This window comes from Micromonospora sp. DSM 45708 (assembly GCF_039566955.1).
GTDB lineage: Bacteria > Actinomycetota > Actinomycetes > Mycobacteriales > Micromonosporaceae > Micromonospora.
Window position 1 is genome coordinate 1,157,249 of the sequence record NZ_CP154796.1, and the last position, 18,549, is coordinate 1,175,797.

21 protein-coding genes and 1 other RNA gene are annotated in these 18,549 nt (G+C 68.7%); 14 read left to right on the top strand and 8 right to left on the bottom strand.

Features of this window, described 5'->3' with window-relative positions:
• Positions 1 to 38 precede the first annotated feature (38 nt).
• The 7 genes from VKK44_RS05615 to mctP all read left to right on the top strand — a co-directional run bounded on the left by VKK44_RS05615 (position 39) and on the right by mctP (position 6,802).
• A complete protein-coding gene (locus VKK44_RS05615; protein ID WP_343445769.1) occupies positions 39 to 1,268 on the top strand; it encodes a helix-turn-helix domain-containing protein in 1,230 nt (409 codons plus the stop codon).
• Between the two features lie 16 nt (positions 1,269 to 1,284).
• Positions 1,285 to 1,866 carry a flavoprotein gene (locus VKK44_RS05620; protein ID WP_343445770.1) on the top strand — a complete coding sequence of 194 codons (582 nt, stop codon included), beginning with the start codon at positions 1,285 to 1,287 and terminating at the stop codon, positions 1,864 to 1,866.
• A gap of 126 nt (positions 1,867 to 1,992) precedes the next feature.
• On the top strand, positions 1,993 to 2,823 hold the full coding sequence (locus VKK44_RS05625; protein WP_343447684.1) for a Nif3-like dinuclear metal center hexameric protein: 831 nt from the start codon (positions 1,993 to 1,995) through the stop codon (positions 2,821 to 2,823).
• Entirely contained in the window at positions 2,820 to 3,557 is a 738-nt protein-coding gene (locus tag VKK44_RS05630) for a zinc ribbon domain-containing protein (RefSeq protein ID WP_343445771.1), read from the top strand. The genes VKK44_RS05625 and VKK44_RS05630 overlap by 4 nt, the downstream gene beginning before the upstream one ends.
• 5 nt (positions 3,558 to 3,562) lie before the next feature.
• Complete coding sequence (locus VKK44_RS05635) at positions 3,563 to 4,774, top strand: bifunctional RNase H/acid phosphatase (protein ID WP_343445772.1); 1,212 nt, start codon at positions 3,563 to 3,565, stop codon at positions 4,772 to 4,774.
• Positions 4,775 to 4,907: 133 nt separating this feature from the next.
• Positions 4,908 to 5,153 (top strand): DUF3311 domain-containing protein, encoded by a 246-nt coding sequence (locus VKK44_RS05640; RefSeq protein WP_091572757.1) that lies wholly within the window; start codon positions 4,908 to 4,910, stop codon positions 5,151 to 5,153.
• A complete protein-coding gene (mctP, locus tag VKK44_RS05645; RefSeq protein ID WP_343445773.1) occupies positions 5,153 to 6,802 on the top strand; it encodes a monocarboxylate uptake permease MctP in 1,650 nt (549 codons plus the stop codon). Before VKK44_RS05640 ends, mctP begins: the two co-directional genes overlap by 1 nt.
• 59 nt (positions 6,803 to 6,861) lie before the next feature.
• On the opposite strand, the gene VKK44_RS05650 is transcribed toward mctP, so the two are convergent.
• The gene (locus VKK44_RS05650) at positions 6,862 to 7,329 is read right to left on the bottom strand and encodes a MarR family winged helix-turn-helix transcriptional regulator (RefSeq protein WP_343445774.1); all 468 of its coding nucleotides are present in this window, start codon (positions 7,327 to 7,329) and stop codon (positions 6,862 to 6,864) included.
• Between the two features lie 56 nt (positions 7,330 to 7,385).
• On the opposite strand from VKK44_RS05650, the gene VKK44_RS05655 reads away from it, so the two are divergent.
• A complete protein-coding gene (locus VKK44_RS05655) occupies positions 7,386 to 8,609 on the top strand; it encodes an MFS transporter (RefSeq protein ID WP_343445775.1) in 1,224 nt (407 codons plus the stop codon).
• Between the two features lie 7 nt (positions 8,610 to 8,616).
• Here the strand turns inward: VKK44_RS05655 and VKK44_RS05660 are convergent, their stop codons facing one another.
• Positions 8,617 to 9,378, bottom strand: a complete 762-nt coding sequence (locus tag VKK44_RS05660; protein ID WP_343445777.1) for a sulfite exporter TauE/SafE family protein — start codon at positions 9,376 to 9,378, stop codon at positions 8,617 to 8,619.
• Positions 9,379 to 9,492: 114 nt separating this feature from the next.
• Here VKK44_RS05660 and VKK44_RS05665 point away from each other — a divergent pair, with 114 nt between their 5' ends.
• Both VKK44_RS05665 and rnpB read left to right on the top strand, forming a co-directional pair.
• Positions 9,493 to 10,467 carry a serine hydrolase domain-containing protein gene (locus tag VKK44_RS05665; protein ID WP_343445778.1) on the top strand — a complete coding sequence of 325 codons (975 nt, stop codon included), beginning with the start codon at positions 9,493 to 9,495 and terminating at the stop codon, positions 10,465 to 10,467.
• 67 nt (positions 10,468 to 10,534) lie between these two features.
• An RNA gene (gene rnpB, locus VKK44_RS05670) (RNase P RNA component class A) lies at positions 10,535 to 10,943 on the top strand.
• A gap of 205 nt (positions 10,944 to 11,148) precedes the next feature.
• Here rnpB and VKK44_RS05675 read toward each other — a convergent pair.
• The 3 genes from VKK44_RS05675 to VKK44_RS05685 form a co-directional block, all read right to left on the bottom strand.
• On the bottom strand, positions 11,149 to 11,538 hold the full coding sequence (locus VKK44_RS05675) for a hypothetical protein (RefSeq protein WP_343445779.1): 390 nt from the start codon (positions 11,536 to 11,538) through the stop codon (positions 11,149 to 11,151).
• 166 nt (positions 11,539 to 11,704) lie between these two features.
• Positions 11,705 to 11,896: a hypothetical protein gene (locus tag VKK44_RS05680; protein WP_343445780.1), complete on the bottom strand. Its 192-nt coding sequence runs from the start codon at positions 11,894 to 11,896 to the stop codon at positions 11,705 to 11,707.
• Between the two features lie 378 nt (positions 11,897 to 12,274).
• Positions 12,275 to 14,695: a hypothetical protein gene (locus tag VKK44_RS05685; RefSeq protein WP_343445781.1), complete on the bottom strand. Its 2,421-nt coding sequence runs from the start codon at positions 14,693 to 14,695 to the stop codon at positions 12,275 to 12,277.
• A 1,030-nt stretch (positions 14,696 to 15,725) separates the two neighbouring features.
• Here VKK44_RS05685 and VKK44_RS05690 point away from each other — a divergent pair.
• On the top strand, positions 15,726 to 15,920 hold the full coding sequence (locus tag VKK44_RS05690; protein WP_281575159.1) for a helix-turn-helix transcriptional regulator: 195 nt from the start codon (positions 15,726 to 15,728) through the stop codon (positions 15,918 to 15,920).
• Between the two features lie 96 nt (positions 15,921 to 16,016).
• On the opposite strand, the gene VKK44_RS05695 is transcribed toward VKK44_RS05690, so the two are convergent.
• The gene (locus VKK44_RS05695; protein ID WP_343445782.1) at positions 16,017 to 16,706 is read right to left on the bottom strand and encodes an HAD family hydrolase; all 690 of its coding nucleotides are present in this window, start codon (positions 16,704 to 16,706) and stop codon (positions 16,017 to 16,019) included.
• Complete coding sequence (locus VKK44_RS05700) at positions 16,703 to 17,119, bottom strand: hypothetical protein (RefSeq protein ID WP_343445783.1); 417 nt, start codon at positions 17,117 to 17,119, stop codon at positions 16,703 to 16,705. The genes VKK44_RS05695 and VKK44_RS05700 overlap by 4 nt, the downstream gene beginning before the upstream one ends.
• Here VKK44_RS05700 and VKK44_RS05705 point away from each other — a divergent pair.
• The 3 genes from VKK44_RS05705 to VKK44_RS05715 are packed head-to-tail and all read left to right on the top strand — an operon-like array spanning position 17,112 to position 18,102.
• Positions 17,112 to 17,363, top strand: a complete 252-nt coding sequence (locus VKK44_RS05705; RefSeq protein WP_458351655.1) for a hypothetical protein — start codon at positions 17,112 to 17,114, stop codon at positions 17,361 to 17,363. The genes VKK44_RS05700 and VKK44_RS05705 overlap by 8 nt on opposite strands.
• A 5-nt stretch (positions 17,364 to 17,368) precedes the next feature.
• Entirely contained in the window at positions 17,369 to 17,560 is a 192-nt protein-coding gene (locus VKK44_RS05710) for a hypothetical protein (RefSeq protein ID WP_343445785.1), read from the top strand.
• Positions 17,557 to 18,102, top strand: coding sequence for a DUF2637 domain-containing protein (locus VKK44_RS05715; RefSeq protein ID WP_343445786.1), 546 nt, complete (start codon positions 17,557 to 17,559; stop codon positions 18,100 to 18,102). The genes VKK44_RS05710 and VKK44_RS05715 overlap by 4 nt, the downstream gene beginning before the upstream one ends.
• A gap of 26 nt (positions 18,103 to 18,128) precedes the next feature.
• Here VKK44_RS05715 and VKK44_RS05720 read toward each other — a convergent pair whose 3' ends face one another.
• Positions 18,129 to 18,482, bottom strand: a complete 354-nt coding sequence (locus VKK44_RS05720; RefSeq protein WP_343447685.1) for a hypothetical protein — start codon at positions 18,480 to 18,482, stop codon at positions 18,129 to 18,131.
• Positions 18,483 to 18,549 lie beyond the last annotated feature (67 nt).

Sequence of the window (18,549 nt, forward strand, 5' to 3'; positions counted from 1 at the left end):
GCGGGGACCGGCCGGCGCCGACAGGGGGAGGGAGTGGGATGGACGAACTACCCATAGGCCGGCGGGTGGCGTACTGGCGGAGCCGTCGCAAGATGTCCCAGCAGGTCTTCGCCGACCGGCTCGGCAAGTCGAAGAGCTGGGTGGACAAGGTGGAGCGCGGCGTCCGCCGGTTGGACAAGTTCTCCGTGCTCTACGAGATCGCCGACATCCTCCAGATCGACGTGCAACTGCTGCACGGCAAGGACCCGGAGCGGCGCAGCGACGCGCTCAACTGCATCGACCAGGTCGAGGTGGAGGAGATCCGCAGCGCCCTGGAGCGCTACGACTCGATGAGCGCCTACTTCGACGCGGCGCCGTACCCTCCGCCGCTGGCCGACATGCGCAAGGCGGTCAACCACGCCTGGCTCACCTACCAGTACGGCCGCTACGGCATGCTCACCCGGGCGCTGCCCAAGCTGCTGCGCGACGCCCAGGCGGCGGACGCCGTCTACGGCGGCGACGACCAGGGTCGGGAGGCCGCCCACCTGCTCGGGCAGGTCTACCAGATCGCCTCCTCGGTGCTGCGCAAGCTGGGCGAGTGCAACCTGGCCTGGCTGGCCGCCGACCGGTCGATGGCGGTGGCCCAGCGGGCCGACGACCCGCTGCTCGCCGGCATCGCCACCACCCGGGTCTGCAACGCGCTCGTCGCGATGGGCCGTCCCCGCCCCGCGCTCGAACTCAACGTGCGGATCGCCGACCGGCTCGCCCCCGGCAGCGACAACGACGCCCGGCCCGAGCGTCTCTCGGTCTACGGCTCGCTGCTGCTCCAGGGCGCCATGGCCGCCGCCCGGATCGGCGACTCGGCGACCGTGGACGACCTGATCAGCGGCGCCGCCGAGGCGGCCGTCCTGCTCGGCGGCGACCACAACCACTACTGGACGTCGTTCGGCCCGACCAACCTGGAGCTGCACCGCGCCGCCGCGGCGGTCGAGCTGGGTGACGGCGGCCGGGCGGTGGAGACCCACAAACGGCTGCCCACCCCGGCGTTCAACGCGCTGCTGCCCGAGCGGCGCGCGCACCACCTGCTCGACCTGGCCCGCGGGTACGCCCAGATCGGCGACGTCGCCAACGCCGGCGACATGCTGTTGCAGGGCGACCGGCTCGCGCCCTCCGAGATCCGGTGCCGGCCCATCGCCCACGAGCTGATGTCGGACGTGCTCCGTCGCACACGTGGTGCGCCGCCGCCGCCGATTGCGGAGTTGGCTGAGCACATGGGAGTCGGAGTATGAGCGCGGGCCGGGCCGGATGAGCGGTCCGCACACCAGCGACGGGCACCGCGGGGTGCTCTACGTCATCGCCTGCGGTTCGCCGCTGGCCCGTCACGTCGGCCGGCTGGTCGACCTCGCCCGAGCCGACGGCTGGACGGTCTGCGTGGTCACCACACCGGACGGCGCGAAGTTCGTCGACCGGGCGGCGTTGGCCCGGCAGACCGGCCACCCGGTCCGTACGCACTACAAGAACCCGGGTGACCGGGACGTGCTGCCCCCGGCGGACGCCATGCTGGTCTGCCCGGCGACGGTCAACACGGTCAACAAGTGGGCGGTGGGCATCACCGACACGCTCGCGCTCGGCCTGCTGATCGAGGCGCAGGGGCTCGGCGTGCCGATCGCGGCGGTTCCGTTCACCAACGCGGCGATGGCCGGGCACCCGGCGTTCCGGGCCAGCCTGGCCCGGCTCGCCGAGTGGGGCGTCCGGGTGGTCTTCGGCGACCACGTCGTACGCCTGCACCCGCCCGGGACCGGCGAGCAGCACCTGGACGCCTTCCCCTGGGAGGCGGGCCTGGCCGCCCTGCGTGGCGCGGGCCGGCCGGTGGCGCCGGTCGCCTGAGCTGTCGGCGGGCCTCCGGTGACGCATTCGAGGGCCCCGCTGGGCCGCCGTGACCGTGGAAGGCGCCGGACGCCGGTAAGCTGGCCGGCCGTGAGCACAACCGGATCGCCGCCCACGGTCGCCGACGTGGTGGCCGCCCTGGACCGCCGCTACCCGCCCGCCTGGGCGGAGGAGTGGGACCGGGTCGGCCTGGTGCTGGGCGACCCCGACCACCCGGTCCGCCGGGTCGCCTGCGTGGTGGACGTGGTCCCGGAGACGGTCGACGAGGCGCTCGCCGCCGGCGCCGACATGATCGTCGCGCACCATCCGCTGCTGCTGCGCGGCGTCTCCTCGGTGGCCGCCACCACGTTCAAGGGCCGGATCGTGCACCGGCTGATCAAGGCCGACGTCGCCCTGTACGTGGCGCACACCAACGCCGACGTGGCCGACCCCGGCGTGTCCGACGCGCTCGCCGCCCGGTTCGGGCTGACCGGGCTGCGTCCGCTGCACCGGCCCCGCCCCGGCTCACCGGCCGACGGGCCGGGCCGGGGCATCGGTCGGGTCGGCGAACTGCCCACGCCGATCACCCTGGCCGGGCTGGCCCGGTTGGCCGCCGACGTGCTCCCGGTCACCACCTGGGGCGTTCGCGCCGCCGGGGATCCCGGGCGTATGGTTCGTACCCTCGCCGTCAGCGGCGGCTCGGGGGACGGCTTCCTGGCCGAGGCGACGGCGGCCGGGGTGGACGCGTTCCTCACCGCGGACCTGCGCCACCATCCGGCCGGCGAGCACCTCGCCGCCGGCGGCCCGGCCCTGCTGGACGCCGCCCACTGGGCGACCGAACGGCCCTGGCTGGACGACCTGGCCGCCCACCTGGCCGACGACCTGGGCGTCGAGACCGTGGTGTCCGACCTGGACACCGACCCCTGGACCGTGCACGCCGCCGCGCCCCGACCGGACGACAAGGAGCCCCGACCGTGAAGGCTGACCCGAAGGTGCAGCGTCGCCTGCTCGACCTCCAGGCGATCGACACCACGCTCGCCCAGTTGGCGCACCGCCGCCGCAGCCTGCCGGAACGGGCCGAGCTGGAGGCGCTCGCCCGCGAGCTGTCGGCGCTGGAGGACGAGCGGGTCCGCGCCCAGGTGGCCGTCGACGACCTGGACCGGGACATCGCCCGGCTGGAGAAGGACGTCGACCAGGTGCGGGCGCGTAAGAGCAAGGACGAGGCCCGGCTGGCCTCGGGCAACGGCCCGGCCCGGGAGCTGGAGGCGCTCCAGCACGAGCTGGTCTCGCTGAACCGCCGGCAGAGCGACCTGGAGGACGCCGAGCTGGAGGTGATGGAGCAGCGGGAGACCGCGCAGGGCGTGCTGGACGGCGTCGAGCGGCGGATCGCCGAGGCGCGGGAGCGCCGGGCCGCGACCGAGCAGCGCCGTGACGACACGCTCGCCGAGATCGCCAAGGAGGAGGAGTTCAAGCGCACCTCCCGCCAGCCGCTCGCCGGTGACCTGCCGGCGGACCTGGTCACGCTCTACGACAAGATCCGCGAGGACACCGGCATGGGCGCCGCGCTGCTCACCGGCGGTCGCTGCGGGGGCTGCCGGTTGGAGCTCTCCGGCGCCGACCTGGCCCGCATCCGCAAGGCCGACCCGGACGACGTGGTCCGGTGCGAGGAGTGCCGCCGGATCATGGTCCGGACCAACGAGTCGGGGCTGTAGCCACCGTGGCGGTGCGCGCGGTCGTGATCGAGGCCGACGGCGGTTCCCGGGGCAACCCGGGCCCGGCCGGCTACGGCGCGGTGGTCCGGGACCCGGAGACCGGTGAGGTGCTGGCCGAGCGTTCGGCGGGGATCGGCACGGCGACGAACAACGTGGCGGAGTACCGGGGCCTGATCGCCGGGCTGGAGGCCGCCGCCGAGCTGGGCGCGGCCGAGGTCGAGGCGCGGATGGACTCCAAGCTGGTGGTCGAGCAGATGTGCGGTCGCTGGCAGATCAAGCACCCCGGGCTGCGTCCGCTCGCCGCCCAGGCCGCCGGGCTGGTCGGCCGGTTCACCGCCGTCCGGTTCACCTGGATCCCCCGGGAGCGCAACAAGCACGCCGACGCGCTGGCCAACGCCGCCATGGACGCCGCCGCCGGCCGCGCCCCGACGGTGGCGTCGCCGCGCGCCGCGCAGCCGCCGCGCGAGGTCGCCGGGCCCGACTCGGCGGCCCGGGCCGCCGCCCGCGAGGTGGCCGCCCGCGCCGCCACCGCGAAGGCCACCGGCACCGACCCGGCCACCACGCCGGCCTCCTGGGAACCGCGCCCGACCGAGGAGGGCACCCGGTTGATCCTGGTGCGGCACGGGGAGACCGACCGCACCGTGCAGAAGCAGTACTCCGGCCGGGGCGACGTGCCGCTGACCGCGCGGGGCCGGGCCCAGGCCCGGGCCACCGCCGCCCGGGTGGCCGCGCTGGCGCCGTCCGTCGCGGCCGTGGTCAGCTCACCGCTGTCCCGGTGTACGGCCACCGCCAGGGCGGTCGCCGCGCTGGTCGGCAACCCGCCGGTACGCACCGACGACGACCTGGTCGAGTGCGACTTCGGGGTCTGGGAGGGGCGCACGTTCGCCGAGGTGCGGGACGGCTGGGCGGGCGAGTTGGACGCCTGGCTCGCCTCCACCCGGGTCGCGCCGCCGGAGGGGGAGTCGTTCGCCGCGGTCGCGGAACGCACCGGTCGGGCGGTGGACCGGCTGCGGTCGGCGTACCCGGGGGAGACCGTGGTGGTGGTCTCGCACGTCTCGCCGATCAAGCTGGTGCTGCGCGACGCGCTCGCCGCCGGCGACGCGTTCCTGCACCGGCTCTACCTGGACACCGCGGGCGTCTCGGTGCTCGACCTGTACCCGGACGGCGGCGTCGCGGTCCGCTCGGTCAACGACACCGCCCACCTGACCGACCTCTGACCGGGAGTCGGCCGTTCGGCGCAGCCGGGCGGCCGTTCGGCGCATCGACATCCGCCTGTCGAATGTGACCGCGCTCACGGGGTCGTAGCCTCCGGCCGTCACCTGGCCCGCTACGACTTCCCGGAGGTTGTCAATGGCCACACCGGAACCGGAGGCGCTGGACACGGCGCGTTCCCGGGCGAAGGACAAGAGCCCCTGGAACTGGCTGCTCTTCATCCCGATCGTGGTGCCGCTGATCCCGGCCTTCTTCAACGCCGACTCGCCCCGGCTGTTCGGGTTCCCGCGCTTCTACTGGCTGCAACTGGCCTGGATCCTGCTGGGCGTCGGCACCACCACGCTGGTCTACCAGATGACGAAGAAGAAGCGGGGTGACCGCTGATGTGGCGCGACCACCTCACCGAGATCATCGTCTTCTCCGTGCTGTTCCTGCTGGTCAGCGCCATGGGTTTCGTGGCCGCCCGGTGGCGCCGGCCGCAGGACATGGCCCACCTCGACGAGTGGGGGCTGGGCGGGCGCAGCTTCGGCGGCTGGATCACCTGGTTCCTGGTCGGCGGTGACCTCTACACCGCGTACACGTTCGTGGCGGTGCCGGCGCTGATCTTCGGGGCCGGCGCGGCCGGCTTCTTCGCCGTGCCGTACACGATCGTCATCTACCCGATGGTGTTCCTGGTGCTGTGCCGGCTCTGGTCGGTCTCGCACCGGCACGGCTTCGTCACCCCGGCCGACTTCGTCCGCAACCGGTTCGGTTCGCCGATCCTGGCGTTGCTGGTCGCCATCACCGGCATCGTCGCCACCATGCCGTACATCGCGTTGCAGCTCGTGGGCATCGAGGCGGTGCTCAAGACCATGGGCGTCACCGGGGACAGCGCGGTGGCCCGGCACCTGCCGATCATCATCGCGTTCGCGATCCTGGCCGCCTACACCTACCAGTCCGGGCTGCGCGCGCCAGCGCTGATCGCGTTCGTCAAGGACTCGCTGATCTACGTCGTGATCCTGGTGGCGGTGGTCTACCTGCCGTACAAGCTGGGCGGCTGGGGCAGCATCTTCGACGCCGCCGACGCGAAGTTCCAGGCGACGGCCAACAACCCGAACGACGGCATCCTGCTCAACGCCAACAACCAGCTCCAGTACGTGACGCTGGCGTTCGGCTCGGCGCTGGCGCTGTTCCTCTACCCGCACAGCATCACCGGCGTGCTGGCCAGCCGGAACCGGGACGTGATCAAGCGGAACATGTCCGCGCTGCCGGCGTACAGCCTGCTGCTCGGGTTGATCGCGCTGCTCGGTTACATGGCCATCGCGGCGAACGTGAAGCCGCTGCCCGGCGCGAAGGAGGGCAGCGTCGACGGCAACACGGTGGTGCCGCTGCTGTTCGACCAGCAGTTCCCGGACTGGTTCGCCGGCGTCGCGTACGCGGCCATCGGCATCGGCGCGCTGGTGCCGGCGGCGATCATGTCGATCGCGGCGGCGAACCTGTTCACCCGCAACATCTACAAGGAGTACCTGAAGCGGGACGCGACGCCGGCGCAGGAGGCGAACGTCTCGAAGATCACCTCGCTGGTGGTGAAGGTCGGCGCGGTGGCCTGCATCGTCTTCCTCGACCCGCAGTTCTCCATCGACCTCCAGCTCATCGGCGGCGTGATCATCCTCCAGACGCTGCCGGCGGTGGCGCTGGGCCTCTACACCCGCTGGTTCCACCGGGGCGCGCTGATCGCCGGCTGGGTGGCCGGCATGGGCCTGGGCATGTGGATGCTCTACCAGATCGGCAACCCGGCGACCGGGAAGAAGCACTTCGCCGGCTCGGCGTTCCCGCTCTCCGAGTTCGGCTTCGACACCAAGAAGACGATCTACGTGGGAATCGTGGCGGTGCTGGTGAACCTGGTGGTGGCCGCGCTGGGCACGCTGGTGCTGCGGGCCGCGAAGGTGGCCGACGGCCCGGACGGCACCACCCCGGACGACTACTTCGCCGACGAGGGCACGCCCCGCGCCTCCGCCGACCGCGCCGACCCCGCGCCCGAGCCGGTCGCGTGAAAGGATGGGGTCCCCTGTTAACGCATTCTGCATAACAGGGGGCCCCTCCTCACACCGCCTCAGCGGCGACGGTTGCGGGCGTCGAGCGCCTCGTTGAGGCGGTGCAGCAGCTCCGCGAGGGTGTCCCGGTCGTCGGCGGACCAGGCGGCCAGCATCTCGCCGTAGAGCCGGGTGCGGGCGGCCCGCACGGCCGCCATCCGCTGGAGCCCGGCCGGCGTCGCGGAGATCACCGTGCCGCGCCCGTCGGCCGGGTCGGGGGTACGCGCGATCAGGCCGTCGCGCTGGAGCGCGGAGACCTGCCGGGTGACCGTGGAGCCGTCCAGGTTCAGCCGGGCGGCGAGCGCCGAGACGTTCTGCGGGCCGGCCGCGTCGAGGTGCCGCAGGATCACGTACGCGGCCCGGTCGAGCAGCCGGTGTTCCATGGTGCCGGTGCCGCGCCGGGTGGCCTCGCCCAGCCGCATCAGCAACGCGACCTCGGTTTCGATGCGGCCGAGTGTGACTTCCTTCGCGTGGGCGTCGTCGCTCATAGCTGTATGATACAAGGAAATTACCTGTACGATACAGCTATCTGGGAGGTTGCGGAGTGGATCGGCGATCCGAACCCCACCGCAGTGCCATCTACGCCACCACGCTCGTGGCGTTCCTCGCCATCGCCGGCATCGCGGTGGTGGACCCCATCCTGCCCGCCATCGGCGAGGCCATCGGCGTCACCGCCTGGCAGGTCGAACTGCTCTTCACCGCGTACATCGCGGTGATGGCCGTCGGCATGATCCCGGCGACGCTGGCCAGCGGACGGTTCGGCTTCAAACCGGTGCTGATCACCGGCGTCTCGGTGGTCGGCCTGGCCGCCATCGGAGCCTCGTTCAGCAACGACATCGTCCAGCTCTCCGTGCTGCGCGGCGTCTGGGGGCTGGGCAACGCGATGTTCTTCGCCACCGCCATGGTGGTGCTGGTCAACCTCGCCAACGACCGGGAATGGGTGGTCGGCCTCTTCGAGACCGCGCTCGGCCTCGGCTTCGCCGTCGGCCCGCTGATCGGCGGCCTGCTCGGCGAGGTGAGCTGGCGGCTGCCGTTCTTCGTCTGCGGCATCTTCATGGTGCTCGCGCTCGGCGTCGCCGCCCGCAAGCTCCGCGAACCCACCACCAGGCAATCACCGGTACGCGTCGGCCAGATCTTCGCCACCTACCGCAAACCGGCGTTCATCACGCTCTGCGTGGTCACCGCCGCGTACAACTTCGTGTTCTTCGTGGTGCTCGGCTACACGCCGCTGTTCCTGCGCCTCGACGTCATCCCGCTCGGCCTGGCGTTCACCGGCTGGGGCCTCGGCCTGGCCGCCGGCATCCTGCTGCTCGGGCACCGGCTCGCCCACCGCATCGGCGCGGTGCAGACCGTCGGCGTGGCACTCCTCGGCCTGCTGGTCTGCATGGTCCTGTTCGCCACCTCCACCGGCACCGCCATGTCGCTCGTCGTGCTGGTCGTCGCCGGCCTGTTCATGGGCCTGGCCAACGCCAACCTGACCGACCTGGCGCTCGGGCTCGGCTCCGCCGACCGGCGCATCGCCACCGGCGCGTTCAACCTGGTCCGCTGGGGCGCCGCCGCGCCCGCCCCGATCATCTCCGGCAAGCTCGCCGAACACGGCCTGGCGCTGCCGTTCTGGGTCGGCTTCGGGGTGCTCGCCGTCGGCGTGCTGGTCTACCTCGCGTTCGGTCACCTGATGGCCGCCGGCTACGGCGAGCGGATGGTGTGGAACCGGGCCGCCCGCGCCGCCGAGCACGCCCCGGAGGAACCGGTCGGGGAGGCGTACTGACCGACCGTCAGGTCAGCGCCCGCCACAGCAGGTAGAGGCCGATCGTCGTGCCGAACACCACGATGACCGTCTTCAACACCACCGCCGGGAGCCGGCGGGCCAGCCGGGCGCCCACGTACCCCCCGACGACGGTGGCCGGCGCGACCACCGCGACGGCCACCCACTGCACCGGACCGAACAACGCGAAGACCACCAGCGTGGTCAGCCCCACCACGGCCGAGAGCAGGTTCTTCACCGCCGTCACCCGGGCCAGCGTGGCATCCAGCACCAGCGCCAGCCCGGCCACCAGCATCACCCCGAGCGCCGCGCCGAAATAGCCGCCGTACACCGTGCCGACCAGAACCATGGTCTGCACGGTGACGGTACGGCGGCGCGGGCTCAACCGCGACGGATGGCCCACCAGCCGGCGCAGCGGATCCTGGAACGCGAGGATCGCGGTCGCGCCGAGCACCAGGAACGGCACCACCACCTCGAACGCGCGCGCCGGCGTGGCCAGCAACAGCACGCAGCCCAACACCGTGCCGACCGCCGCGGTGGGCAGCAGCGACCACAACGCCCGACCGCGCGGCAGATCCGCCCGACTGCCCGCCACGCTCGCCGCGTATCCCGGGAAGACCGCCACCGAGTTCGACACGTTTGCGGCCACCGGCGGCAGGCCGGTCGCGATCAGCGCCGGGAAGGTGATCAGGGAACCGCCACCGGCGACCGCGTTCACCGTGCCCGCGGCCAGCCCGGCGACCAGCAGCAGCGCGACGTCGGAGAAGTCCATGATCCCCGAGGCTAGTACGCCCGGGTCCGGCTGTCCTGGTACGAGTCGGGGGGACCACTGTGCGCCCCGGATTCCGGTATAACCAGGCGTGACGGGGGCACGGGGGAGGCATCGATGCGGGACAGACTGGACCACGCGCTGCGTGCCGGCCAACTCGACGGCCTGCACGCCGTCGTGGCGGTTCGCGGCGACGAGATCGTGTTGGAACACTACGGCGTCGGCGAGGACTTCACCTGGGAACGGTCACTGGGCGTCGTGGAGTTCGGGCCCGGGACGCTGCACGACATCCGCTCGGTCACCAAGAGCGTGACCGCGCTGCTGTACGGCATCGCGCTGGGCGACGGGCTGGTCCCGGCGCCGGAGGAGCCGCTGCTGCCGAAGTTTCCCCACTATCCCGACCTGGCGGCCGATCCCGCGCGTGCCCGGCTCACCGTCGCGCACGCGCTGACCATGTCACTCGGGCTGGAATGGCGCGAGGACCTTCCGTACGACAGCCCGGCCAACGCCGAGATCGCGATGGAGCTGGCACCGGACCGGTACCGGTACATCCTGGAACGACCTGTCGTCGAGCCGCCCGGCACCCGATGGGCCTACTGCGGCGGCGCCACCGCCCTGCTCGGCCGGCTGATTGCCGACGGCACCGGGCAGTCGCTGCCGGAGTACGCGCAGGCGACGCTGTTCGGCCCGCTGGGCATCAGCCGCCACGAGTGGACGGCCGGCCCGGACGGGGTGGCCTCCGCCGCGTCCGGGCTGCGACTCGCGCCCCGCGACCTGGCCCGCCTGGGCGAGCTGGTGCTGCGCGACGGCGTGTGGCAGGGCCGCCGGCTCGTCCCGGCCGACTGGCTCCGCACGATGCTCCAGCCGCGCCTCCAGACCGAATGGGGCGCGCGGTACGGCTACCACTGGTACCTCGACTCCGTCGCGGGCCACGAGCTGGCGGCGGCGATGGGCAACGGCGGCCAGCGCCTCTACGTCCTGCCCGACCTGGACCTCACCGTGGCCGTCACCGCCGGCAACTACGACGACCCCGACCAGTGGCGGACCCCGCTCGCGCTGCTGGAGCAGGTCATCCTCGCCGAGGCCGGGTGACGCGCCGCAAGGCGTCGGGGCGGAAATGGGCGCGGCGGTCGCGTCGTTAGGATGAGGGCGCGACGGACGAGTCGACCGGGCGGTCGCGTCGGCGGGTTACAGCCCGCCGCCGAGGAACGTCCGGACTCCACAGGGCAGGGTGGTTGCTAACGGCAACCCGGGGCGACCCGCGGGACAGTGCCACAGAAAACAGACCGCCGGCCCGTCACGGGACGGTAAGGGTGAAACGGTGGGGTAAGAGCCCACCAGCACCCCGGGTGACCGGGGTGGCTCGGTAAACCCCACCCGGAGCAAGGCCAAGAAAGGGCCGTCACCGCAAGATGACGACCCGCGCAGACGCTTGAGGGCTGCCCGCCCGATGTCTGCGGGTAGGCCGCTGGAGCCTGCCGGCGACGGCAGGCCGAGATGGATGGCCGCCGCCGGCGCGCCTACGGGCGTGCCGGGCACAAAATCCGGCGTACAGGTCGACTCGTCCGTCGCCCACCAGCTCAGAGCCGTGATCAAGGCTCTGAGCTGGGTGTTTGTCTGGTGCTGTTGGTTGACCTTGGTCATCGTTGGGTGGCGTTTGACGGCCTGGCCACGGCCTGAGACGGCCTGGAGACGGCCTGAGTGCTGGCTCAGCAAGCCTCGTGCCCGCTTGACCGCTGCGGCACGCGCGGGAGCAACCCGCCATCGCCATCACTACAACTCGTGCCACTCTCCTGCCCGACGAGGATCACCCGTGCGGACGAACTCTTCGACAACTTGCCAGGCGCGTTCGAGGTCGAGAACGAAGTCCGCGGTGAAGTCGACCAGGTCGTCCAGCACCACCACTTCCGCATCTGCTTCCGCAGGCTTACCGGCGGCCAGGAGGGACACGGCGTCCTCGTCCGTTATCAGATGGACGACCGCCGCAGAACCCGCGAACCCGAGCGTCAGCACAGGGAACTCAGCATCGCCCCGTACTTCGAGGTAGCCGCGCCCCTGGGCACGCAGTTCGTCGAACCGCTCGATGAGGCCGGCGAAGTCTGACCGCTCCACCGGGGCGAACTTCCCTGACGTTGGAGACGTGGCGCTCCACGAAATGGTCACCCGGCAACCTCCTCGACGACCACGAGGGTACGGCTGCGGAGCGCGATCGGTGAGCCGGTGATCCGGTGGCAAGCCAGTCCTGGGGTTGGACTGGCGCGGCAGGCGGAAGCCCCGACCCCGATGGCGGTCGAGGTGTCGGCTTCCGTCCCGCTCGCTGGCAAGCTGGCTATGCGAATCTTACGGTGCCGCCCAACCGGATATCCAGGTTTCGCAGAAGGGCACCGAGCCGTCTGCTGGCCTCGGCGTCCATGTGGGGAATCGGCCTGCCTGCGGCCTGATGCTCGCCCAGGTCGTACAGCGCGATGCGAAGGTACTCGGCGGTGGCGAGGTCGAGGCGCAGCTCGATCGGGTCGTCCATGCTGTGACCGTAGGACTCTGCCGTCATCTTGCGTGCGGGCGGTGTCCCGGCGGCTGTCGGTGGCTCACCGCCCCGGCGCCGTAGGCGGCCGGGGCGGCTTGCCGCCGGCCGGGCTTGCCGCCCCCGCACCGCGCGCAGCGCGGTGCCTTGATCATAATGAGAGTGTTTCGGCAGTGGCGCTTCGCGCTTTGTGCCCTCCGTCGGGTGATGTGCTCACGGATTCGCCAGGTGAAGTGCGCCAGTGGTCCTGTTGGATACGGTGTGGCGGCTCACTACCGTCTGCCACGTGGCTATCGTCAAGCGAAGTGGCCCGCACGATCACCAACTACCCGGTGTCTGAGGATCGTCTCCACCCCATTGCCGAGCCTGCTGGCGGTGTCAGGTAATGGAGTCACTCTTGCCAGCTTTGGATGCGTGAACGTGCTGGATGCTAGTCGAATTTGCAGGGTCCGCCGATCGAACCGGGTAGTCTCGCCATAAACGAGAGAATGGCGAATCGCTCTCCGAGATAAACCGCAGCACCTCATTCGGTTCCGCAAAACGTGCGGCTGGCATAATGTGCTGCGAATAAGTAAGGGAAGGCAGGTCCAGCCAGCTGAAGCGTGACGGGCGGTGGAAAGCAAACTCCCTGCCCCTCCCGTCCACAAACAAGATTTCCTGACGGCTTGCGTCATCTACGGTTGCCTTGACCCGCCGAAATACGTGGCGACAGAATCCCGCGTCTTCTATCCAGGTAACGGCGTCACGGATTGCATCAACAGCACGCTTCAGCATTTCGACATCAGGAGTGCTCGATCTCCCGTGGGCCCATTCGTTCCGGGCCTCGTGTGCCTCGGCGCTTACTAAGCGCTGGCTAATTTCCTTTAGCTGTCGAACGACAAACGACCTGCTATCAGGTAGGAGGTTCAGGAAAGGCAACGTTGACCTAAAGGCGAAAGCCTGAAGTTCCTGCTTAAGTACCCACTTGGGGATTCCTGTGTCGGGCCGCTCGAAATCGCTAGCTGATCCCTCTTGCTCTGCGAGCCAATCGCCGAGGATCTGGAAACCGCGTGTTAGAGCGTACAGGTCTGGCTTTTCGTTGAAACGAACGGCATAGTCGCCATCCTGTCGGTTGCCCTTACCCAGGTCGTCCAGCTTAAGCCTTGCCCCTTCCTCATCTACGTGCGGCCGATATATGAAAGGTCGGGGGCTGGAAGAGTGATCTGTCGTCAGTGCCCACGTCGTGTAGTAAAGAGACTCTCGGAGTACCGACTCAAGTTGAGGGAAATAGGAACCGGTATTTCCGCGGATGCGATCTATGTCGCGAGAAGTCATCGTTGGCGGTGCCTGTCTAACCGCCTGAGTAAGCCTTTCGTGCAGCAGCCAGAATTCTTTATGCGGATCTAGGAGGTCTTCAACAGAGAATCCCAGTTTCCACATTACGGCGTTTACGCGCTCTTCGTCAGTCGACAAAATCTCTTCTGCCAGGCTTAGTTTGGACGCAGCGACTATGAAATTGCTCCTGCGCGCAAGCAGCAGTGATGAGACCACCTCGCGCGGCTCTCCTCGCTGCAAATAGTGTTCGATTTTAGCTTCAAGGCTTGGCCCCTCCTCGCTTCGAAGCTGCCACTCGAGATCGGTCCGGTCGCCTTCGTCATCCATTCGGTACATCTGCCCGACCAGGCGCCGCAAGCGCATAAGGGCTAAGGGCAAGGAACTGGATCGAATCCTAACCCCGAACCTCCCCAGCTCGGGCTGCAAATCGTACGCACCCATCTCCTCGTCCTCATTAACGACAGGACGGCGAACTTCGCCGAGCGGTACGGGGATGGTGCCATCCATGACAAGACTATCGAGAGCAGCGAAGATTGCCTGGTTCGATGCCGTTAGCGTCAACTGAAGCAACTCGGCTACGTTTAAGTCTGCGACCATGCGCGCCGCAGGTCCGCCCTTGATGCCTACTGCGGAGGCAGCTTGTCGAACCGAATTCTTCGTGTTGTCGAGCAGCCATTCCAGCAGACGGCGCATCTCTTCGATTGTGAGCGAATCGCCAATTAGATAGGCGACGCAGTCTCCCGAAAGGTCGTCGTAGACGTTTTGGGGAGTTAGATCGATTCTATTAAAAAATTCTTTCCAGTCGCAGCGGTTCTTGGTCTCTTTGTCGAAAATTTTCTCAGCGATGGAGCGGCTTTCGTTAATTTGGGCAGCCTGATCCGAGACGAGGGATCTGTAGTGAGTGCTTGTGCATCGAGCGTCTGAGCAATGGAAAGGAATGGACCGATCAGGCGGGAGCACGCGCCGATGGGAGGTCTCAATCAACCCAAAGGGTCCTGTAATGAAACGGCCCATCTGAAATACGCCCTGCGGTGTACCTTCCAACACCTCTAGACTTTCCTCGGCCGTCAGTACTGTTCGGTTCGCGCCAAATGGCATTGAATTAATTTTGTCGTAAAGTGTGCGCCCGTATACGTAGGGAAAAAGCAGCTCGCGCTCTCTAATTTGCCGACTGACGATTTCAACGAGCGCGGGCACGTCTGATCCTATGGCATCGATCAGCAGATCGGAGTGGAACATGTGTAGATAGCAAATGAATCGCGCCTCGGGATATTTAATGTTCTTCTTTACGAAGTTGTCCGTAACGCGCTCGCCCAATGCCGACAGTTTGACCGTCTCGTACATCTCCCTTGAAACTCTGTAGCTTCGCCGGATGATGCACTCGGACAGCAGTTCACGTAAATCCAACAAGCTTCGAAGTGTCGCTCGATACTCGTCGCTGCCGTAAAGATCCACTAACTCATCCACGGTCTTCGGCTCAGGCATGCAACCGAGACTAGATCAGCGAGGGTGAGCCAGGAAGGCTCAGATCGGGGTTCCTTGCATGAGACAGAACAACTTGGTACATCACGGAACTGAACGGACTGAAACTGTCTGATACTCGACAGCGGCTAAGATGTCGGTATTCGGCTATGCGGTAGCTCTTGGTCGTCTTCTACTCGTTGAACGGGCGGACGGACGCTACTGCCCGCTTGTCGACGACCTCCGGCTCGGAGCGGGACGCCTAGTTCGGTTGCGTCGATCCACGTCGGCGAGGTCGTCCTACGTTGCGGTTGTTCCGGCGCCTTTCAGTTAGTCCTAGCTAGTCAAGGTTGATGCTGGCATCGATCAGTTTCTAGCTGCGCTTGGGGGTGAGCCGTCTCACCCCTGACTGGAGAACGAACAACTCTCTACGGGCGATTGCCTCACCTTTGGCGTCGAGTTGGTACCCCTCAAGCCATACCCAACCGTCGTACGTGTGCAACTCGGCACGGATCTTGATGAGGCGGAAGAAGATTGGTCGTGTGAATTGAGGGCTCGCGGCTCGGGTCAGGTGCAGAAGATCACCGACCTTCACGCTGACTCTTTCGGTCTCGCCATTCGCGCAGGGTCGCAGCTGCTGCTGTGAGGCGTGGACACCCGGTGTCGGAGCACTTCGAGCAGACGGATCGGTGGTGGAAGTCGATGACATAGCCGGCCATCAGGACGGGGAAGGGGGGTCCTGGCTGTTGCTCGGGGACCAGCACGGCTCACCTCTGGTTGAGGCGTTTGAGGGCGGCCGACGAACGCAGAGCGCCGGCTCTGGTCATCGACGGCTTTTCGGGAGCGGAAACGGCGGCTCGGCCGACCCACTTCTGAGCCTGCGGGGTGTGCGTGGATGAGCCCGGCTCGCCGACTACGTAGTCGACCGGATGATCAGGGCGCTGGAACCACTTGAGCCTAGTCATGCGTAAAGGGTAGACGACTAGAGCGTCCGGTAACTAGGTGTCCATCAAGTTGATACGTGCCTAGTCGACGGATGCCTAGCGTCAGTGTCATGGGCAAGAAGCTGCGTCTGGTGGGTTCGGGCGAGATCCGAACCATGCTCGGCGGCGTCTCCCGGCAGCGCGTCTACCAGATCACCAATCGGCGCGACTTCCCTGAACCTGTGGCCACGCTTCAGATGGGCAACGTCTGGCTTGCCGAGGACGTCGAGGCGTGGATCGCTGCCAGGCGCGGGGACCTGGACTAGCTCGTAGTCGTCCCTCGCGGAGGGTGCCAGCTCCGAACCGAGACAACGAGAAACGCCCCGGTGATGATCCCCGGGGCGCTCGTGTGCGGAGGGGTGCTACAGCTCGTCGACGGCGAACGCCGACACCAGCTCGGCCATGCTGTCGATGACGGCCTCTGCGGCGGCGAACCGCTCGCGCTTGCCGGGCTTGTTGGCGTACCCGATGGCGGCCACCCCGGCAGCGTGGGCGGCCTCGATGTCGGTCTCCGAGTCACCGACGAGGACGCATTCTGCCGGACTGGCGCCCAACTCGCGGACGGCTTCCCGCACCGGGAACGGGTCCGGCTTCATCCGCTCCGGTGCCGCCTCCGGTCGGCCGATGACCGGGTGTACGTAGCCGCTCAGCCGGCGGGCGCTCAGGTAGGCGTGGACGGACCCGGCTGAGTTGTTCGAGACGACGGCGACCCGACGGCCGGTCTGCTGGGCGGCGACGATGACCTCTCGGCCGTACGGCGTGGGCGTGGCGGTGCGGGCCGCGGTGACCTCCTCGCGGGTCATCGCCTGGTCGATCAGGCGGACGACGGCCGGGCGCCCAAGCGTTCCGGTGAAGCGGAGCACGGCGAGCGGGTCGCGCTCGGCCAGGATCTCGGGCGGCAGGGTCACGCCCTGGTCGACGAGCAGCCGGCGAAGTTCGTGGGCGACGGTCGGCGCGGGACGCTGGGCGAAGATGCTGCACACGGGGCCGTCGAAGTCGAGCAGGATCACTCGGGCACGGTCGATCACCTTGGCCAGGTCGGTGGCGGTCACGAGGCGTACTCGCGGGCGATGGTGCCCCAGAGGCTGTCGAACCAGGCGCGGGCCTGCTCGACGTAGAGGGCGTCATTGCTGGTGTCCTCGTCGCTGGGCGTGAACGGGAAGAGGATCGCGTCCTTGCCCATCGCGTCGTAGATCGCCATCGGCTTGCCGTCCACGGAGACGGTGTGCTCGACGACGGGATAGAAACCGAAGAAGGCTTCCTGCTCGTTGATGATGAACAGCTTGAACAGGGGCGCGGCGTTGTGGACGCGTACCTCGGTGGTGGCGGTCTTGACCAACCCGAGGTCGGCAAGCTCCTGGACGGCGTCGGTGACGGCGTGGATGGACCGGTCGGTGATCCGGCGGGCTCGGGCACGGATGCCGGGGTCGTCGGCTTGGTCCTCGGCGCGGCAGGGGATCGCCATCGGAGCGGTCATATCAGAGATCAGCACGCGTACCCCCGAACCCGTCACCGCCGTGTCCGTCCGCATCGACCCGCAACGACCCGACCCGTACCCGGTGTATCTCGCGGTCGGTGCCGGCCGGCGACGGATGTCCCTGACCCCCGACGAGGCGTGGGCGCTGTGGCGCTGCCTCTCCGAAGCCGTCGCCACGCTCGGCGCCCCTCCCGACTACATCCGCACCGACATCCGACCGGCCAGGAGGTAACCGCGATGACCACCCTCACCCGCATCGTCAACCGGCTCCGTCGCCCGCTGCGCATCCGCCTGGTGGGCCCGGCCGACCAGACCGCCGCCGCCCTGCACGGCCTGGCGCACATGGTCAACCGCCGCCCCGACATGGCCGACCGGCGCATCCGCATCGACCTGACCATCCGCGACAAGCCACTGGAGGAGTGGCGATGACCGAGCGCACCGAAACCGCCGTACGCCTGGTGATCCTGCTCGCCATCGCCACCATGGCCGGCGCCGCCGCCTTCACCCACGTCCACGACCTCTCCGTCGCCCACGGCCAACCCAACTGGATCGGCTGGGCCAACGCCGTAGCGGTCGAGCTGATGACGATCTACCTCGGCCTGGAACTACGCGCCCGCCGTCGCACCGGTCGACCCGTCGGCCTGGTCGGCTCGCTGCTGGTGGCGTTCGCGCTGCTGTCCCTCGCCGCCCAGGTCGCCGAAGCCCATCCATCGGTGTGGGGCTGGGTCGTGGCGGCGGTGCCGTCGCTGGCCTTCCTCGCCCTGGTCAAGGTCGTCCTGTCCAACGCCCCGATCACGCCGCCGGCTGTCGAGCCGAACCAGCCCGACGCGTACCGGTACGACGAGCCGGCGGAAGCCACCGAGGCCGAACCGGTCCGCCCGACCGTGCCAGCGTCGCCCGTCGTCCCGGCGGCACTGCCTCCGCGCGCTGTCCAGTCCAACCGGCCGCACGTCGTCGGGATCATCCGATGAGGGCCACCCACGCCGCCGGCTGGCGGCTACCGGAACTCGTGCACGACCTCGATCAGACCGACGATGTGGGCGTTGAAGTCGTCCAGTTCTTCGGCGGGCACCCACAGCTCCAGGATGGTTTGCCCGCCGGCCTGGCGCACCGGGTAGCGACTCAGGAACTCCGACTCCACGTGGAAGCGGGTCACGTAGCCGACGCCGGAGGCCGGTACGTTCCAGTCCCTGGCGATCTTGATTGCGTAGTCCTCGTTCAGGACCGGGTAGAAGATCGGCTGATCGGGCAGACGTGGCGGCCACGCCCGCCATCCGGACTCGCGGACGAGAGCCAGCTCTGTCGGCCCGGTCGGGCGCCACAGCACCGTCGTACCGTCATCGCTGTTCATGTCGACCTCGCCGTGTGGGTTGATGGTGAGCCCGGACAGTACCGGCGCACCGTTCTCCGGGACCACC

Bases quoted from the DNA above. Each gene is read 5' to 3' on its own strand.
- VKK44_RS05720 (WP_343447685.1), bottom strand. From the start codon at position 18,482: ATGAACAGCGATGACGGTACGACGGTGCTGTGGCGCCCGACCGGGCCG.
- VKK44_RS05715 (WP_343445786.1), top strand. From the start codon at position 17,557: ATGACCGAGCGCACCGAAACCGCCGTACGCCTGGTGATCCTGCTCGCC.
- VKK44_RS05650 (WP_343445774.1), bottom strand. From the start codon at position 7,329: ATGAGCGACGACGCCCACGCGAAGGAAGTCACACTCGGCCGCATCGAA.
- VKK44_RS05660 (WP_343445777.1), bottom strand. From the start codon at position 9,378: ATGGACTTCTCCGACGTCGCGCTGCTGCTGGTCGCCGGGCTGGCCGCG.
- VKK44_RS05615 (WP_343445769.1), top strand. From the start codon at position 39: ATGGACGAACTACCCATAGGCCGGCGGGTGGCGTACTGGCGGAGCCGT.
- VKK44_RS05620 (WP_343445770.1), top strand. From the start codon at position 1,285: ATGAGCGGTCCGCACACCAGCGACGGGCACCGCGGGGTGCTCTACGTC.
- VKK44_RS05640 (WP_091572757.1), top strand. From the start codon at position 4,908: ATGGCCACACCGGAACCGGAGGCGCTGGACACGGCGCGTTCCCGGGCG.
- mctP (WP_343445773.1), top strand. From the start codon at position 5,153: ATGTGGCGCGACCACCTCACCGAGATCATCGTCTTCTCCGTGCTGTTC.
- VKK44_RS05700 (WP_343445783.1), bottom strand. From the start codon at position 17,119: ATGGCGATCCCCTGCCGCGCCGAGGACCAAGCCGACGACCCCGGCATC.
- VKK44_RS05690 (WP_281575159.1), top strand. From the start codon at position 15,726: ATGGGCAAGAAGCTGCGTCTGGTGGGTTCGGGCGAGATCCGAACCATG.
- VKK44_RS05680 (WP_343445780.1), bottom strand. From the start codon at position 11,896: ATGGACGACCCGATCGAGCTGCGCCTCGACCTCGCCACCGCCGAGTAC.
- VKK44_RS05665 (WP_343445778.1), top strand. From the start codon at position 9,493: ATGCGGGACAGACTGGACCACGCGCTGCGTGCCGGCCAACTCGACGGC.
- VKK44_RS05710 (WP_343445785.1), top strand. From the start codon at position 17,369: ATGACCACCCTCACCCGCATCGTCAACCGGCTCCGTCGCCCGCTGCGC.
- VKK44_RS05685 (WP_343445781.1), bottom strand. From the start codon at position 14,695: ATGCCTGAGCCGAAGACCGTGGATGAGTTAGTGGATCTTTACGGCAGC.